The 16392-nt window shown below is 67.1% G+C and carries 14 protein-coding genes; 7 read left to right on the forward strand and 7 right to left on the reverse strand.

Features of this window, described 5'->3' with window-relative positions; translation table 11 throughout:
• Positions 1 to 117 precede the first annotated feature (117 nt).
• The 6 genes from ACYQOP_RS03505 (at position 118) to ACYQOP_RS03530 (ending at position 7791) form a co-directional block, all read left to right on the forward strand.
• Positions 118 to 1356: an MFS transporter gene (locus ACYQOP_RS03505; RefSeq protein WP_461221168.1), complete on the forward strand. Its 1239-nt coding sequence runs from the start codon at positions 118 to 120 to the stop codon at positions 1354 to 1356.
• Positions 1353 to 2066 carry a siderophore-iron reductase FhuF gene (gene fhuF, locus ACYQOP_RS03510; RefSeq protein ID WP_461221170.1) on the forward strand — a complete coding sequence of 238 codons (714 nt, stop codon included), beginning with the start codon at positions 1353 to 1355 and terminating at the stop codon, positions 2064 to 2066. Before ACYQOP_RS03505 ends, fhuF begins: the two co-directional genes overlap by 4 nt.
• The gene (locus tag ACYQOP_RS03515) at positions 2060 to 3841 is read left to right on the forward strand and encodes an ABC transporter ATP-binding protein (RefSeq protein ID WP_461221172.1); all 1782 of its coding nucleotides are present in this window, start codon (positions 2060 to 2062) and stop codon (positions 3839 to 3841) included. The genes fhuF and ACYQOP_RS03515 overlap by 7 nt, the downstream gene beginning before the upstream one ends.
• Positions 3842 to 4102: 261 nt before the next feature.
• A complete protein-coding gene (locus tag ACYQOP_RS03520) occupies positions 4103 to 4357 on the forward strand; it encodes a hypothetical protein (RefSeq protein WP_461221174.1) in 255 nt (84 codons plus the stop codon).
• A 160-nt stretch (positions 4358 to 4517) separates the two neighbouring features.
• Complete coding sequence (locus tag ACYQOP_RS03525) at positions 4518 to 4769, forward strand: GCG_CRPN prefix-to-repeats domain-containing protein (protein WP_461221176.1); 252 nt, start codon at positions 4518 to 4520, stop codon at positions 4767 to 4769.
• Positions 4770 to 5004: 235 nt separating this feature from the next.
• The gene (locus tag ACYQOP_RS03530; RefSeq protein ID WP_461221177.1) at positions 5005 to 7791 is read left to right on the forward strand and encodes a bifunctional diguanylate cyclase/phosphodiesterase; all 2787 of its coding nucleotides are present in this window, start codon (positions 5005 to 5007) and stop codon (positions 7789 to 7791) included.
• A 129-nt stretch (positions 7792 to 7920) separates the two neighbouring features.
• Here ACYQOP_RS03530 and ACYQOP_RS03535 read toward each other — a convergent pair whose 3' ends face one another.
• Entirely contained in the window at positions 7921 to 8157 is a 237-nt protein-coding gene (locus ACYQOP_RS03535) for a hypothetical protein (protein ID WP_461221178.1), read from the reverse strand.
• Positions 8158 to 8411: 254 nt separating this feature from the next.
• Here ACYQOP_RS03535 and ACYQOP_RS03540 point away from each other — a divergent pair, with 254 nt between their 5' ends.
• Positions 8412 to 9479 (forward strand): spore photoproduct lyase family protein, encoded by a 1068-nt coding sequence (locus tag ACYQOP_RS03540; protein ID WP_207409913.1) that lies wholly within the window; start codon positions 8412 to 8414, stop codon positions 9477 to 9479.
• A gap of 40 nt (positions 9480 to 9519) precedes the next feature.
• Here ACYQOP_RS03540 and ACYQOP_RS03545 read toward each other — a convergent pair whose 3' ends face one another.
• The 6 genes from ACYQOP_RS03545 to ACYQOP_RS03570 all read right to left on the reverse strand — a co-directional run bounded on the left by ACYQOP_RS03545 (position 9520) and on the right by ACYQOP_RS03570 (position 16391).
• On the reverse strand, positions 9520 to 10203 hold the full coding sequence (locus tag ACYQOP_RS03545; protein ID WP_461221179.1) for a class I SAM-dependent methyltransferase: 684 nt from the start codon (positions 10201 to 10203) through the stop codon (positions 9520 to 9522).
• A gap of 61 nt (positions 10204 to 10264) precedes the next feature.
• Positions 10265 to 11338 (reverse strand): glycosyltransferase, encoded by a 1074-nt coding sequence (locus tag ACYQOP_RS03550; protein ID WP_461221180.1) that lies wholly within the window; start codon positions 11336 to 11338, stop codon positions 10265 to 10267.
• On the reverse strand, positions 11335 to 12252 hold the full coding sequence (locus tag ACYQOP_RS03555) for a galactosyltransferase-related protein (protein ID WP_461221181.1): 918 nt from the start codon (positions 12250 to 12252) through the stop codon (positions 11335 to 11337). Before ACYQOP_RS03555 ends, ACYQOP_RS03550 begins: the two co-directional genes overlap by 4 nt.
• 48 nt (positions 12253 to 12300) lie before the next feature.
• Positions 12301 to 13437: a glycosyltransferase gene (locus tag ACYQOP_RS03560; protein ID WP_461225178.1), complete on the reverse strand. Its 1137-nt coding sequence runs from the start codon at positions 13435 to 13437 to the stop codon at positions 12301 to 12303.
• Positions 13438 to 13459: 22 nt separating this feature from the next.
• Positions 13460 to 14347 (reverse strand): glycosyltransferase family 2 protein, encoded by an 888-nt coding sequence (locus tag ACYQOP_RS03565; RefSeq protein ID WP_461221182.1) that lies wholly within the window; start codon positions 14345 to 14347, stop codon positions 13460 to 13462.
• A complete protein-coding gene (locus tag ACYQOP_RS03570; protein WP_461221183.1) occupies positions 14337 to 16391 on the reverse strand; it encodes an HAD-IIB family hydrolase in 2055 nt (684 codons plus the stop codon). Before ACYQOP_RS03570 ends, ACYQOP_RS03565 begins: the two co-directional genes overlap by 11 nt.
• Position 16392: the final 1 nt, after the last annotated feature.

The raw sequence follows: 16392 nt of genomic DNA on the forward strand, positions 1-16392 counted from the left end.
TCAGTCGAGGCCGGTAAAGTGCATTCTCGGAGGAGCCGGCGTGACCCGCGCGGGAGGATGGTTCCCAGGGTCCATGCCTATCCTCGCCGGGCAACCGGGCCGGGTGGCGCGGATCGCATGAGCGGGATCTGGTTCGAGGGAGCGTCCAGGGCGTGGCGCCGGGCGCGGCCCCTGCTGCCGTTCTTCTGCCTCTACATCACCTTCGGGACCACGCTCGGCTTCCTGGCCAGCGGCGCCCCGCTGATCCTGCGGGCACGCGGCGTCGAACTCGCCGAGATCGGCCTGTTGCAGCTTATCAACTTGCCTGTCGGTCTGACGTTTCTCTGGGCCGTCGCCATCGACAGGCTGCGCCTGCCCGGCCTGCCGCATCGCATCGGCTGGATCGCGCTGATGCAGGGCGCGACCATCGCATTGCTGCTGGTGCTGAGCCTGGGCGAGGCGTGGCCGCTCGGTCTCCTCCTCGGCCTCGCGGTGGCGACCTGCTTCTGCGTCGCCACCATGGACATCGCCCTCGAAGCTTTGGTGGTCGAGACGGTGCCCGCCGACCGGCGGCCCTTCGTGGCGTCGGCCAAACTCTCCGGTGCGTCGCTGGGCGGAATCGCCGGCGCGGGGCTACTGGTCGGGTACTACGACCCGGTCGGCTGGCAGGCCGCCGTGCTGGGCATCGCCGGCCTCAACCTTCTCTGCCTGCTGCCGATGCTGCGCTACCCGGAAGTCCGGCTCCGCCGCGGTGCCGCTGAGGCGGAGCGCGTGGCAGCCCCGTTCGAACGCCTGCGCCTCCTGGCGCCGCGCATCCTGGTCCTGGGCCTGTACTTCGCGGCCATGTTCGCCCTCTCCGGCCTGAACAACCTCGCCCTGCTGGATCTCGGGGTGCCGTTGCGGGAGGTCGGATTTGTCACCGGTTCTCTCTCGCCTGTCATCAACCTCGTCATGGCCCTGGTCTCGGGCGTCCTCGTTCGACGGGTCGGGACCCTGCGACTGATCACGGTCTCGGCGCTGGGCGTGATCGCCGGAGGCGGGTTGATGATCGCCAGCGCTGCCATCGGTTCGGCCACGCTCGCCATAGCCGCGACGATCGTCGGCATCGTCAGCGGCGGAGGGCTCGGAGTGCCGGTGTTCAACATGATCTATCGCTGGGCGCAGGGGCCTCGCCCCGCCACCGATTACGCGCTCCTGTTCGGGGCGGCATTCTTTGCCGCGATGCCGCTGCGGGTCGCCGCGCCGGCGCTCGCGGCGCATGTGGGCTGGCCGGGCTACTTCACCACCGCGATCCTGTTCTACACCGTCGCCTTCGCCGCCCTGCGCGCGACGATTCGCCGGACCCTCGATGCCGATCGGGTCGCGGGGGTCGCATGATCGATCAACTTGCCGCCCTGGTTCCACCGTCGCTGTCGGCCTTCGGCTGCCGGATCGCCACGGCGCCGTCCGGGTCCGGCACCCGGCCGCTCTCGATCCTCACCAGCAAGGCCAGGTTCGACGAGGTGGTGGACGGGTTCGGCAGGGCATCAGGCGAAGGCTTCGAGACCGCCGACCGCCGCGCCCTCGTCTCGCTCTGGACGCAGTACTACCTCCCCGCCCTGATCATCCCCTACTTCACCGCGCTCAGCCGCCTCGGCCGTGCCCTGCCGATCGGGTTCGACCGGGTCGGCTTCGAACTCGACGAGAACGGCATCGTCTCCCGCTTCATCGTGGCGGAGGAGGACGACCGGCGCGCAGGCCCGGAGCCCGGGCTCGAACCCCTGATCGAGGGGCATCTGCGACCGTTCTTCGACCTGTGCCAGACGCATTACGGCCTCTCCCGCCATGTCCTCTGGTGCAATGCCGGCGTGACCGCCGATTTCGCCCTGCGCGAGTTGAGCCGTGACGCGGTTCCGGCCTCCTCCCGCGCCGAGGCATGCCTCGGGCGTTGCTGTGGCGATGCGTTCGGCCGCTGCCCGCTGGCCCAGGCTTTCCGAGGCGGCGAGGAGCGGCGGCGGCGGGTTTGCTGTATGCGCTACCGCATACCGGGCGTCCCCTCCTGCGGCGCCCTCTGCCCCGTCGATCACCTGACGAAAGCATCATGCTGAAGGACTTCCTCGCTTATTACCGCCCGCACCGGACCCTGTTCCTCGTCGATTTCGGCTGCGCGGTCCTGTCGGGCCTGCTCGAACTGGGCTTCCCCATGGCCGTGAAGGCCTTCGTGGATGTGCTGCTGCCGCGCCAGGACTGGCAGTTGATCGTGCTCGCCGCCGTCGGCCTCGGCGTGATCTACGTGGCCAATGCCGGCCTCATGGTGGTGGTGACCTATTGGGGGCACGTACTCGGCATCAATATCGAGACCGAGATGCGTCGCCGTGCCTTCGATCATCTGCAGAAGCTCTCGTTCCGCTATTTCGACAACCAGAAGACCGGCCACCTCGTGGCCCGCGTCACCAAGGATTTGGAGGAGATCGGCGAAGTCGCCCATCACGGCCCGGAGGACCTCTTCATCGCAGTGATGACCTTGGTCGGCGCCTTCGCGCTGATGCTCTACGTCCACCCGCCGCTGGCCTTCCTGACCGCCGCCATCCTACCGGTGATCGCCTTCGTCACCCTCCGCTACGGCGGTCGCATGACGCGGAACTGGCAGACGCAATACGGTCGTGTCGCCGCCTTCAATGCCCGGATCGAGGAGAATGTCGGCGGCATCCGCGTGGTGCAGGCCTTCGCCAACGAGCCGCACGAGCGGCGCCTGTTCGCCTCCGACAACCGGAAATACCGCGAGACCAAGCTCGAAGCCTACCGGATCATGGCGGCCAGCCTGTCGATCAATTATCTCGGCATGCGGCTCGTCCAGATCGTCGTGCTGCTGGGCGGCGCGGCCTTCGTCGTGCGCGGTGAGCTCTCGCCCGGTGGGTTCATTGGATTCCTGCTGCTGGTGGGCGTCTTCTACAGGCCGCTCGAGAAGATCGGCGCCGTCGTCGAGACCTACCCGAAGGGGGTCGCGGGTTTCCGGCGCTACGCCGAGCTGCTCGCCACCGAACCCGACATCGTCGACCGCCCCGGCGCCGTCTCCGTGCCGGCGCTGAAGGGCGACATCCGCTTCGAGGAGGTGAGTTTCGGCTACACCGCCGGCCGGCCCGTCCTGTCGGGGCTCGATCTCGACATCGCGGCCGGGGAGACCGTCGCTTTCGTCGGCCCGTCCGGGGCCGGCAAGACGACGTTGTGCTCCCTCATTCCGCGCTTCTACGAGGTGGAGAGCGGGCGTATCACCATCGACGGCATCGACATCCGCGACCTCACCCTCGCCTCACTGCGCCGGCAGATCGGCATCGTGCAGCAGGACGTCTTCCTGTTCGCGGGCACGATCCGCGAGAACATCGCCTATGGCCGGCTCGACGCCACCGAGGCGGGGATCGCGCAGGCCGCGGAGCGGGCCAAGCTCACCGCCCTGATCGAGGGCCTGCCCAACGGCCTCGACACCGTCGTCGGCGAACGCGGCGTCAAACTCTCGGGTGGCCAGAAACAGCGCCTCGCCATTGCCCGCGTGTTTCTCAAGAACCCGCCGATCCTGATCCTGGATGAGGCCACCTCGGCCCTCGACAGCGAGACCGAACAGGCGATCCAGGGTTCCCTCGTGGAACTCTCCGAGGGCCGCACCACCCTCGTCATCGCCCACCGGCTCGCCACGATCCGCAAGGCGGACCGGATCGTCGTGGTCGGCCCGGAGGGCATCGTGGAGCAGGGACGGCACGAGGCACTTCTCTCGGCGGACGGGGCCTACCGGCGCCTCTACAATGCGCAATTCGCCCAGGCCGACGATGCGGCGGACCGGGTGCGGATGACCGCCCGGAATGGCATTCTGGAGAACGCTATGCCGTGACCCCGAGGGCCGGCGCGTCCTTTCGGATCGGCTCTGCCGTTCTGACGCCCCATTCCCTGGCAATGGCACGAACCAAATGCAGGGACGTCAGGACGCCATTCAAGAGATGCCATCGCGCCGCAAAGGCGGATGCTCGGCTTCTTGCTCCAACACAGTCGCTGAGCGCCGACAACTTCCTGTTCTAGACTGCGCCTTCAAGCGGCAAAGAACGCGGCGCGTGCCATCCCATGGACCGGACCGGAATTGCATCCGAGCCGGCCCATGAATCCCGTCTCGACCGGGATGACCGATGCGAAACGCTTCATCTCGGTCGGCAGGAAGGCGCGCGAGAACAACAGCATCGTGGATGCGACCGTGTCCGCGACCGTGGAACCGATGCGTTTCGGGCTCCGGGCTCGATTCTTCCTCGCCACGCTCTTGAAGCGACGCGTAACGATGCGCGGAGCGGGGATTTCGACGCCCGAACGAGGAGGTCATCAGCGTAACGACGCTCGTATCGACTACATCAGTGGATGAATGTGCAGTTTATCGAGAGGTTTCGCTAACTGCCGCTCGTGATGCTGTTTGCAAAACGCGAGTCGCCCATGCGTAATGCCCTCGCCATGTGAGGATCATTACGATGAAGCCATGCATTCCCGCCCTGGTCGCTAGCTGCAGTTTGGCATCGGTGCCTGCGATGGCCTTTCCCATCGCCTCAAATCTTGTGAGTGAGGCTCCGGTGCTGGGCGTTGCCGGAGGCTGCGGCCCGGGAGCGTGGCGTGGCCCATGGGGCCATTGCCGCTCGACGCCTTATGTCGGTCGCCTGCCGGGCGGCTGGTATCAGGCACGGGCCGGCAATGGCTGCCCTCCCGGTTACTGGCGCGGGCCATGGGGGCATTGTCGCAACACGCCCTATCACGGCCGCTTGCCCGGTGGCGGCTGGAAGTAGCGGGTGCGGTTTCACGGAGCCTGGGGCAAGGCTCGCTCTCCGTGAGCACCGGTCGCCGGCATCTGAACAGGTCGGCGGCGAGCCAGGAAGTCGCGGCTTTATAGAGGAAATCCCGTCTCGATCAGACCTCTATTATAACTTAAGGCAAAAGTTCCGAGTTTTTTAAACCGTACCCCGGCAGGCTCGCCCCTAATTGGCGAAAGGCTGTCGTTGGATGTATCGTGCATTTTTGTGCATGACCGAGGAGCATCACTGGTGGGTCGTACCACTGGCCATCCTCGTATGTTGGGTGTCGAGTCACACCGCTCTGCGGCTCGTTCGCCACGTCTTTCGAAGCCAGGGCTTCGAGACATGGGCTTGGCTGTTCGCGGCTGGTTTCTCGGCCGGTGCCGGCATGTGGAGCACCCACTTCATCGGGATGCTCGGCTATGATCCAGGCCTCGCGACCGGCTACGATCTGACGCTCACCCTCGTTTCCCTTCTCGTCGGCATTCTCGGTTCGATGGTGGCGCTCGCCTTGTCCCGATGGAGCGCGGCCCCCGCGGTGGCTGTCGCGGCCGCGGTGATCCTGGGCATCAGCATGACGGGGATGCATCTCGCGGGGATGGCGAGCCTGCAGGTCGCCGCTACCCCTGTGATGAACTGGCCGCTCCTCGCCACGGCGCTGCTCATCGGCTGGTCGCTGACGGCCATCGCCTTCGTGATTTTTGCACGCGACACGCTTCGATACGCCACCACCGTGGCGGCGACGCTCCTGACGATTTCCGTCGCGGGCGTGCATTTCGCCGCCATGGGCGCAGCCGAGCTGATCCCGAACATGGCCGCGCCCGAGATTGCGTCGACCCTGCCGCGTTTCGCGCTGGCGTCGGGCATCGCCGCGACCATGCTGACGATTGTCGGTTTCGCGGGACTCGCCCTGTTCGTCGACCGCATGCGCCGGGCCAACCAAGCCTTGCGCACGAGCGAAGCCGCTTATCGGCTTCTCGCGGAGAACACCAAAGACGTCATCATCTGGTCCGACCTCGATACCATCCGCCGTTATGTCTCGCCCGCGTCGGTGGCGGTGCTCGGTTATCCTCCCGAAGACATCATCGGCACCCGGCCCATCGATTTCGTCCATCCCGAGGATGTCGCCCAACACCGACATGTTCTCTCCGACCTTGTCGAGGGCCGGATCGAGGGAGCCATCACGACCCAGCGCTATCGTCGGCAGGACGGCTCGTGGGTATGGATCGAAGCGTGCCTCAAGGTCACGCGCCTGCCCGGCTCGTCCAAGCCCATCGGCTACGTGTCGTCGTTACGCGACGTCACCGACCGCAAGGCCGCGGAAACGGCGTTACGATCCAGCGAAGAAAGGCTCGCTTTCGCCCTGGACAGCGGCAGCGACGGCCTTTGGGACTGGGACCTCCCGACGGGCAAGGTGTGGCTCTCGGACCGTTGGCAGAGCATGCTCGGCTACGAACCCGGTGAAATCGAGGGGCATATCGAGGCGTGCGAACAGCTCACCCATCCCGTCGATGTCGTGACCGTCCGGCGACTCCTCCTCGACCATATCGGCGGGCGAACGCCGATTTTCGAATGCGAACTTCGCATGCGGAAGAAGGACGGGGGCCATACCTGGATCTTATCGCGCGGCAAGGTGGTGACACGCGACGCAACCGGACGCCCGCTGCGCATGGTCGGCACCCATATCGACATCGCGGAACGCAAGCATGCGGAACATCAGCTCGAACATCTGGCCACGCATGATGTGCTGACCGGCCTGCCCAACCGCGCGCTGTTCCGGGACCGGCTCGGCCGGGAAATGGACAATGCCCAACGACGCGGGCACATCTTCGCCGTCCTCGCCTGCGACCTCGACCGCTTCAAAGCGGTCAATGACAGCCTCGGCCATCCGGCGGGAGACAGCCTCCTTCGCGCCGTCGCCGAGCGGTTGACGTCGGTCATTCACGAGGGCGACACCGTTGCGCGATTGGGCGGCGACGAATTTGCCATCGTGCTGAGAGAACCCGATCTTCTTCAGACTGCCAGTACCACGGCGCAGCAGGTGATCGAGGCGCTGCAATCGCCCTTCGACCTCGGCGGCCGCTCCGTCAGTGTCGGCGTCAGCATCGGCATCGCCGTCGGACCGCAGGATGGCGGCGACCCGGATCAGTTGTTCAAGAATGCCGACATCGCCCTTTACCGCGCCAAGGCAGCCGGGCGGAACACGTTCCGCTTCTATGAGCCCGGCATGGATGCGGCGATCGCCGCGCGCAACGTTCTCGAACTCGATCTGCGCGAAGCCGTGCGGCTGGGTCAGTTCGAATTGTATTATCAACCGATCATCGAGCTTGCCACCGACACGACCAGCGGCTTCGAGGCCCTGATGCGCTGGCGTCACCCCGTCAAAGGCTTGGTTTCGCCGGCTGATTTCATCCCATTGGCCGAGGAGACCGGCCTGATCGTTCCCCTCGGCAGCTGGGCCCTGCGGGAAGCCTGCCGCGAAGCGGCGGCTTGGCCAGGCGACCTCCGGGTGGCGGTGAACGTCTCGGCAGCGCAATTCACGACGCCCGGCCTGGAGCATTGCGTCGTATCGGCTTTGGCCGCGTCCGGTCTGAGGCCGGACCGCCTGGAGTTGGAGATCACCGAGAGCGTGCTCATCGGTGACGCGGACAGCGTGACGGCTTGCCTTCACCGGCTTCGTGCGCTCGGGATCCGCATCGCGCTGGACGATTTCGGCACCGGCTACTCATCCCTCAATTACCTGCGTCGATTTCCCTTCGACAAGATCAAGATCGACCGGTCGTTCGTTTCCGAGATCGCCGATGCGGACACCGCCGCCATCGTCCGCGCCATCGTCGGACTTGGCGGACGCATGGGAGCGAGCATCACGGCGGAAGGGGTCGAGAACGACGTTCAACTGTCCTGCATTCGTCGCGAAGGGTGCACGGAAGCTCAGGGCTATCTTCTGAGCAGGCCCCTCCCTGCCCTGGAAGCGTTCGAGTTCGCATCCAACAGGAAACAAAGCGCTGCCGCTTGAAGCTGGTCACGAACTCCCGGTGATGGATCGGTCTCTCCCCGGGGGAGTCAACGCAATGGGAGACTCGTCAGAAACGTCGTGTCCCGCCTGATCGCAAACCCAGGAGAATTCGCATCGGCCAAAGCGGCGTCAGCGGTCTTCACTCAGGATTCTCAAGGCGCAAATTTTCTGGTCGAGCGCGATCAGCATGTCGATGAGGGTGTAAGGCGCGGGTCCGCGATGCGCCATCTCCCGCGCAAGGGCCTGCTTTTCCAATTCAAGCTGATCGATGAGCGTGTCGAAGCAGATCATGCCCGAGATACGCGGCAACCAAGGCAATAGTTTCACCTCCCGTGACGGACGCGTCTTGAGCGCATGTTTCGACACCGCCGCAAAGAGGGCGAGGTTAATTATCTGTTAACGATAGGGTGGCCCATCGGGCCCGGCGGCCAATCTCCGCCTCGGATTTCCGCCGCGCGACGTTCGCTCCCCCGCGATGGCCCGTCACTCGTCCGCTGGACTCGATCGAGCCCCGAAACACGGGCGGCGCGACGACCGGATCGACGGCGAGGGCCATCCCCTCCGGCCCCCAGAGCCCTATCTTACGTGGCACGGGGCGAACGCGCGCCGCAGGACACCGCATGGCCCTTTCCCGCGACATTCTGGATATCAGGACGATCTACCACGAGCCTGCGGTTTCGAATTTCCCGCGCGGCCTCGCCATCCTCGACCGCTTCCCCGATGCCGAGCGGATCGAGGTGCCGTCGCACTGGAACATCCCCTCCCTGCACGGCAACGAAGGCTCGGCGGAGGACTGGCTGCGGATCAAGCGCTCGACCTTGGTGCTCGGGGTGAAGAAGGGCCTGACGATGCGGCCGAATGGGCGCAGCGCCCATTTCATCGCGCCCTCCACCTCGAATGGCTGCGCCATGGCCTGCGCCTATTGCTACGTCCCCCGTCGCAAGGGTTTCGCCAACCCGATATCCCTCTTCGTCAATGTCGAGCAGGTCTGCGCCGCCATCGCCCGCCATGCCGCGCGCCAGGGACGGCTCCCCGAGCCGGATACGGTGGATGCCGACCATTGGGTCTACGATCTCGGCGAGAATGGCGATCTTTCCGTGGATGCGAGCCTCTCGGACAACGTGCGCGACATGGTCGGTCTGTTTCGGGATCTCCCGAACGCCAAGGCCTCCTTCGCCACGAAGGCCGTGAACCGGGAACTGCTGACCTACGATCCACAGGGCAAGACCCGGATCCGCTTCTCCCTGATGCCCGAACGGATCGCGAAAGTGGTGGATGTGCGCACGGCCCCGATGCGTGAACGCATCGCCGCCATCGACGACTTCGTGGCGGCAGGGTTCGAAGTCCATGTGAACTTCTCGCCGGTCATCCTCTACGAAGGCTGGGAGGCCGATTGGCGAGAACTGTTCACCGCCATCGATGACGGGATCGGGGCGGCGGCGAAGGCGCAACTCAAGGCCGAGATCATCCTGCTCACGCACAATGCGGATCTCCACGCCGTCAACCTGAACTGGCATCCCCGCGCGGAGGACCTGCTCTGGCGGCCCGATATCCAGGAGGGAAAACGGTCACAGGGTGGCGGCGACAACCTGCGCTATCGAAGCGGCTGGAAAGGGCGGTGGATCGCGCGTTTCAAGGATCATCTGGCCGAGCTGATGCCCTATTGCCAAGTCCGCTATGCCTTCTGAAGCGATGGCGTCCGAGGTGCCGATGCACCCGGCCTAGGTTTCAGACCGGCTTGAGGAACTTGCACTTCCCCTCCTGCGACCAGGGCCCCTTTACGCCGGCTTCCGCGCAGAAGGTGTCGACCGCCCGCGTGACCCCGGGGAAGCTCCCACCCAGGCGGTCATAATCGTCGGCGACGAACAGGCCGCCAGGGCGCAGAACCGGCCACCACGCCCGAAGGTCCGCCGCCACGGAGGCCTCTTCGTGGCCGGCATCCAGATGGATGACGTCGGCCGTGACGTTGCGTAGGCGCATCAGTTCCGCAGCGTTCACCGAGTCCAGTGGAAGCGGCACGACCCGGTCCGCCAGCCCCTCGCGCAGGACGTTGGCAAGGAAGCTCCGGTAGAGGCTCGGATAGCCGTGTTCGGTGGCGAGTTCGGCGAACAGACCCGAATCCGCCCAATGGTCGACGGCGCCGAGCCAGGTATCCACCGCGATGACGGTTCCCTCGACGCCATGCGCCGCCATGGTCCTGGCCAGATGCAGTGTGCTCGCGCCCTTCCAGGCGCCTATCTCCACGACCACGTGAGGCCGGAATTCGATGACGGCTTCGTCGAGATAGGGATGGACGCTGCGCCAGCCCTGGAGATCGAGGGGCCGCAGGTCATCCGGCGGGTCCGCGAAGGGATCACGGCCGTGCCAGAGGGCGTCGATGACGGCGCGGCGGGTCCAGGGGATAGGGCTCATGGGCGGCTCACGATGAGGTTGCGCCCATCCTCGGGGCGGGCATCCGGAGGGGCGAGGGAACTCAGGGGTGCTTCACCTGCGCCTGCACTTGCGCCTGCGCGTAGAGGGCCTCGCAGCGTTCCAGCCAGAGATCGCGGGTGAACAGGCGCATGACACGGGCGTGCGGGACCTCGCGCGGGATCGTGAGGGCCTCACCGATCGCGACGGCGAGCGCAGAAATGTCGTCCGGCGGCACGAGGTATCCGGCCTCGCCCACGACCTCCGCGGCGGCCCCCATCATGATCCCGGCCACCGGCACGCCGCTGGCCATGGCCTCGATCGCCACGAGGCCGAAGGGCTCGTCCCAGCAGGGCGTGAACAGGAAGACGGAGGCGCGGCCGATCTCCTTCGCAAGAGTGTCGCCGAAGAGGTGGCCGCCGTAGCGGATGGCGCCGCCGAGCTGCGGGGCGACCCGCGCGTCCCAGTATTCCCGATCCTCGATCGGACCGAACAACGTCAGGGGGAGGCCGGCGCGCTGCGCCGCCGCGACGGCGAGATGAGTGCCCTTGATGGGCGCGATGCGCCCGGACCAGACGGCGCTGCCATCGCCCCGATCACGATAAGGCCAGGTGCGAGGATCGATGCCGTTATGGAGGACGGACACATTCTCCGGTGGCGCATCGGGCCACCAGACCCGGCGCTGGGCCTCCGACGTGACGGTGATCCGATGTCCCGGCACGAGGCTCTCCTGCACGAACCAGCGCAGGGCGTCGTAGGGCGGCACGTGGAGCGACGTCACGGTCGGCACCGCCGCCAAGCGCCGACGCTCCAGGGGCAGGCGGCTCAGCGAGTTGTTGTGCAGCACGTCGAAGCCGCCGGCCGCGATCCGGTCGCAGGCGGCGGCGTAGCCGGCATCCACATGAGCCTTGAGCCCGGAATCGCCCCGGTGCTCCAGACCGGGGAAGCTGCGCTCGTGATGCACCGGGATCACCGGATCGATCGCGAAGCGCGGGTCGCTGTCCCCGGCGGCGAACAGCACCACGTCGTGTCCCCGCGCCATCAGCCCCTCGGCGAGGATCCAGCAATGGGCTTCCATTCCACCCGCGAAGGGGGCCGCCACCGGATGGCGCAGATGGGCGAGGAGCGCGATCCTCACGCGGTGAGAGCCGTGGCCGACTGGGCTTCGAGGTATCGGATGACGGAGGCCGAATTGCTGTAGGGCTGGTGGCTCTGCTGGCCGGTGAGCGCGAAATCACCGGGCTCCGGCCGGCGCAGGATGCGGATCGGCTGGTCGGGGGTGTCGTCGATCAGGCCCATCACCTTGAAGGCGTAGAGCCAGTGGCCCATCGTCCGGTAGCCCCACTTGGCCTCGAACAGTTCGGCGTTGCGCACCACGCTGTCGAGATGGTGGACAGGTGGCATGTGGTGCGGGTGGTACTGGTGATAGGCGAGGCCGCCCTTCATCCAGGCGATGGGAATCCCGCCCTGGTCGAGGATCTTGCCGAAATCCGTGTCCTCGCCGCCATAGCCGGTATAGCGCTCGTCGAAGCCGCCGGTGGCCAGGAAGGTGGCGCGCCGGATAGCGAAATTGAGGGACCAGAAGCAGCGATAATCGGGACAGATTTCGAGGCCGGAGGCCGGGGGGCCCCGGCGGTCGGAATGCTTCTCCGCGACCGCTGCAAAATCCGCGATGGTCCAGTCGCCCGCAGTGGCATGCTCGGGCAGGTGGAGCACCTCACCCATCAGCAGGCCGTCGAGTTCGGCGAGGCCTCTTGCATAGTCGGCGACGAGTTCGGGGGCCGGGATGCAGTCGACGTCGAGGAAGATCACCGCGTCCCCGCTGGCTTCCGCGACGCCCCGGTTGCGGGCCGCCGCCAGCGGCAGATCCGTACCCGGCACCAGGATCTGGCGGACCGGGAAGCCGACCCCGGGCAGGTCGTAGGGCATGTCCTGCATCACCGCGATGATGAACTCGGCGGGCCTCTGCGTCTGGCGCTCCAAGCCCCGCAGCACGTTGCGCAGGTGCGCGGGCCGTCCCTTGGCCAGGGTCACGACGGAAACGGTGGACATCGGTCGGTCTGGCTCCGGGCGGGTTTCAACGATGGGGTCGAGGGGCATTCAGCCTGCGGCAACGACGGTGAGCGCGGGACGCTCCGCTGCGCCCTGCCAGAGTTCGTCGGTCAGCCCTTCGAGCCAGCCGGCGGCACGACGGGCGGCGTCCGGCGCGTACAGGCTGCGCAAGGGACCGGGGTCGAGGGCGCGAGCCCGGTCGAGGAGATCGCGCCAGCCCTTGAGGTCGCCTGGCCAGACCGGGGCCTGGACGGCCGCACCAAGCCGGACCAGGGCCTCGGCTTTGCGGGTCTGCTCACCGAAGTAGCGCCATTCCGGCATGACGATCAGACGCCCGCCGACGCGCGCGACCTCGTGGATCGTGTTGTCGCCCGCCGACGCCACGACGATGTCGGCCGCGGCGAGATAATCGGTCACCGAGGGCACCCAGCCGAGTTCGCGCAGGTTGGAGAAATCCGTCTCGTGCCCCTCGCGGTGGGTGGGCCCGAGAGTCAGCCAAAGGGCTTCGGGCGCGGCGCGTGCGGCCACCGTCAGGGGGGCGTAGGGGGTGCCGCTCCCCCCTCCCCCCGTCACCGCGACGACGATCTCGCGGTCGGGGTCGAGGCCGAGCTTCGCACGTGCCTCGGCGCGGCCTAGGACTCCGTCGACGCTGGTGCAAAGGCCGCCGCTGTAGAAAGTCTTGGCCCGCAGCTGAGCCGGGTAGTCGTCCTGTTCCATGCGCTCGTCGAACGGGGCCAGCATGCCGACACAGGCCTCGTAGGCGCCCAGATGGCCAATGTCGGAGCGGTCCCCGTGCATGCGAATCTGCACCGCCGGAACGCTGGCGATGCGCGCGAGCAGCGCGATCTCGGCGGAGACGTCGACCACGAACAGGCCGACGTCACGCTCGTCGAGATGGTCGAGGATGCGCCGCATGGTCCGGCGCATCTCGGTGAGGCCGAGGGGTACGCAGTGCATCACCTGCGGCGTCGGCTCCGCATAGAGTCGCGGGGTCGGTACCTCGGCGCCGATCATGTTCGGCAGCGTCACGATCTCGATATCGCGGGAAAACCCCTCGAACAGCTGCGGGCCGGCGGTGAGCACGGAGACGGGCCGGTCGCGTGCGAACTCGGCCGCCACCGCCATCGTGCGGTTGGCATGGCCGCGTCCCTGGTGGTGGACGAAGAACGCGATGGGCTTCTTGATCGATGTCACGGGTCGCATTTCGTCAGGAGTAAAGGGCGTCGGGCCGCAGGGCGGCGGCGATTTCGGCGGTACTCGGATGGCGGATGACCCGGATCGCGGGGGAGTCCGCGTCCCAGGCGATCAATCCGGCGGCCTCGAACTGACCGAGCCAGTAGGTCATGCACCAGCGTCCATGCGCCCGACGGAAGCGGGCGGCATTGGCGAGGATGGGCTCGAAATGCTGCAACGGCGGCACGTGGACCGGGTGGTGCTGATGGTAGGCGCGCGCCCCCGCGACCCAGAACGTCGGGAGACCGGAAGCGTCGAGGCGGGTGGCGAGGTCGGTCTCCTCGCCGCCATAGCCAACATAGGCCTCGTCCATGCCGCCGACGGCGCGCCAGGCGCGGGCCGGCAGCGCGAAGGACAGGCCCCAGAGTTGGCCGGGATCGGGCTCCCGGCGCAGGCCCGTTCGCGGGACCGCCGGCCGTGCCGGATGTGCCCGGCCGTGTCGGGCCAAAGCCGCGTCGTCGGAAGCCGTCTCCGCATCCAACCCCGGCGGCAGATAAAGCACCTCGCCGAGGAACAGGCCGTCCGTCTCCCATGCGGCCCGGCGATAGGCACCGACGAGGCCGGGCGAGGCAATGCAGTCCACGTCGAGGAAAACCAGCAGGTCTCCGGTGGCAGCCTCGGCCGCGCGGTTGCGGGCGGCGGCCAGCGGCATCGGCTCCCCGGCCACGAGAATATGGCGCACGGGGCAGCTCGGATCGGGCAAGTCCGCCTCCGGCTCTGGCTGCATCCAGGCGATCACGAACTCATGTGGCCGCACGGACTGCCGGGCCAAACCACGCATCAGATTGCGCAGGCGGTCGGCCCGGCCGCGCACGAGCGTGAGCACGCTCGCGGAAGGCCCGTCCGAAGGCTCAGCCCGCATCGACCAGCATCCTGCGGAAATGGCCGACGCCTTCGATGATGCCACGGGCGTGCGAGGTCCGGGCGACGTAGGAATGCTTCAGGGCCGCATGGCTCGCCAGATCGTCGGAATAATTGGCGACGATGATGGCCTGCGCCTCGGCGCGCAGCATCTCCACGTCGTTTCCGGAATCGCCCGCCACGAACACGGCTCTCTCCGGCAAGCCGTAGAGGGCGCGGACATGGCGCACCGCGGTGCCCTTCGATGCCGCCACCGGCAGGACATCGAGGTAGCGTCCGTGGCTGTGGATCACGTTGGCGCGGAGGTCCGCTTGCGCGAGGCGGTTTCGTACCGCCTCAGCCGCCGCGGCATCCCCGAAATAGCTCAGCTTGTGCCCGCGCTGCTCCAGCCCCCCCTGGGGCACGAGCCCATCGAGACTGCCGAGCACCGCCTGCATGCCGGCACGGTCCCACCCGGTCGAGACGGCGTCGCGCCAAGCCAGATCGGCCGTGTAGGTCACGCCGTTGGGGTCGAGATGGTAGATCTCGGACCCCACCGAGGTGATCATCACCTGCGGGCGCGGACTGGCCTGCTGTTCGAGGATCGCCATGGCGCTGTGAAAGGAGCGACCGGTGGCGACACCGAAGGCCAAACCTGCCTGCCAGCTGCGCCAGCGCCGGAAGATGCCGAGCGCCGCCTCGCAACCCACCAGCGTGTTGTCGATATCGCAGATCAGCAATTGCCTTGGCTCCGCCATGGGCGGCTCGGGCGCCAGGAGTGCCCGCAGTAGGTCGTGGTAGCGCGCCGCATGCTGATCCCAGTCATAGGCGGCAGCCGCGCGCGCGCCTCCCGCCACACAGCGCGCGTAGAGGTCGGGCTCGCCGAGGATGCGCAGGCACGCGGCCGCGATCGCGTCGGGCGCGCGGGGATCGACGAGGAGACCGTTGCCGCAGGTCTCGACGATGTCGTTGGGGCCGCCGCTATCGGTGGCGACCAGCGGCAACCCTGACGCCGAGGCTTCCAGCAATGTCAGACCGAACGGCTCGTTGAGGGCGGGATTGACGAACAGGCCGCCGCGCACGCGGGCATAGGCGTAGATCGCCGGCACATCCTCCGGGTCGTGAGTCTTCGGATAGGCGACGCGTCCGTAGAGATCGTAGCGGTCGATCAGCACCAGAATCTCACGCAGGGTGGCGGCCATATCGCCGTCGAGCGCATCGATGTCCTCGCGCGTGCCGGCCATGAGGACAAGGTTGGCGCGGGACTGCAGGGCCGGGCTTTCGCCATAGGCCCGCAGCAGAGCCGCCAGATTCTTGCGCGCCACCGGCCGGGCGAGGGCAAGCAAGGCGGGCTTGCCCGGATCCTGCAGAAAGCGATCGATGGTGGCATCGACCCGCGAAAGGGGCTCGGCAGACGCGAACCGTGCGAGATCGCTGCCCGGCGGCAAGACCCGGATGCGTCCGGGATCGTAGGCGACGTATCCGGCATATTGCACTTCCGCCTCGTCCCGAGACGAGGCGATGACGAGACTGGCGCTAGCCAGCGCCCCCTCTTCCGCAGCGATGCGGTGGGCGAGATCGGCGAAGGTCTCCGCTCCTACACCCAACATCGATGCCTTGACCCGCCCGAGCGAATGGGCGGTGAACACGAAGGGTATTCCGAGTTCATCCGTCACGAGCCTCGCGACCGAGGCGGCATCGGCGTAATGTGCATGGATCATGTCCGGCGCCCGAGGCTGCCGTGCGATCCAGTCCATGAGGCTCCGGGCGAAGCTCGCCACCTCCTCGTGCATCTCCTCCTTGGCGCGGTAGACGGGGGACGCGCTCGCGAGCCGCACGAGCTCGACCTTGTCGGAGATCCGCTCTTCGGGCACGGCGTAATCCGGGCCATGCGTGCCGTCGAACAGACGTGTCGCCATGACGATCCGGTCGATGCCGGCATCCTGTGACGAGGCCGCCACGAGATCGAGCAGGTAGCGGATATGGCCGCCGGTATCGGCGGTGAGCCCAAACACCACTCCGCCGCCGCGCAGGCAGCCCTGAAGGGCGATATGCAAGATAAACATC

Source organism: Methylobacterium sp. CM6247 (assembly GCF_054817925.1).

Coding starts and splice junctions, on each gene's coding strand:
- ACYQOP_RS03505 (WP_461221168.1), top strand. CDS start 118: ATGAGCGGGATCTGGTTCGAGGGAGCGTCCAGGGCGTGGCGCCGGGCG.
- fhuF (WP_461221170.1), top strand. CDS start 1,353: ATGATCGATCAACTTGCCGCCCTGGTTCCACCGTCGCTGTCGGCCTTC.
- ACYQOP_RS03515 (WP_461221172.1), top strand. CDS start 2,060: ATGCTGAAGGACTTCCTCGCTTATTACCGCCCGCACCGGACCCTGTTC.
- ACYQOP_RS03520 (WP_461221174.1), top strand. CDS start 4,103: ATGAATCCCGTCTCGACCGGGATGACCGATGCGAAACGCTTCATCTCG.
- ACYQOP_RS03525 (WP_461221176.1), top strand. CDS start 4,518: ATGGCCTTTCCCATCGCCTCAAATCTTGTGAGTGAGGCTCCGGTGCTG.
- ACYQOP_RS03530 (WP_461221177.1), top strand. CDS start 5,005: ATGACCGAGGAGCATCACTGGTGGGTCGTACCACTGGCCATCCTCGTA.
- ACYQOP_RS03540 (WP_207409913.1), top strand. CDS start 8,412: ATGGCCCTTTCCCGCGACATTCTGGATATCAGGACGATCTACCACGAG.
- ACYQOP_RS03545 (WP_461221179.1), bottom strand. CDS start 10,203: ATGAGCCCTATCCCCTGGACCCGCCGCGCCGTCATCGACGCCCTCTGG.
- ACYQOP_RS03555 (WP_461221181.1), bottom strand. CDS start 12,252: ATGTCCACCGTTTCCGTCGTGACCCTGGCCAAGGGACGGCCCGCGCAC.
- ACYQOP_RS03565 (WP_461221182.1), bottom strand. CDS start 14,347: ATGCGGGCTGAGCCTTCGGACGGGCCTTCCGCGAGCGTGCTCACGCTC.
- ACYQOP_RS03570 (WP_461221183.1), bottom strand. CDS start 16,391: ATGTTTATCTTGCATATCGCCCTTCAGGGCTGCCTGCGCGGCGGCGGA.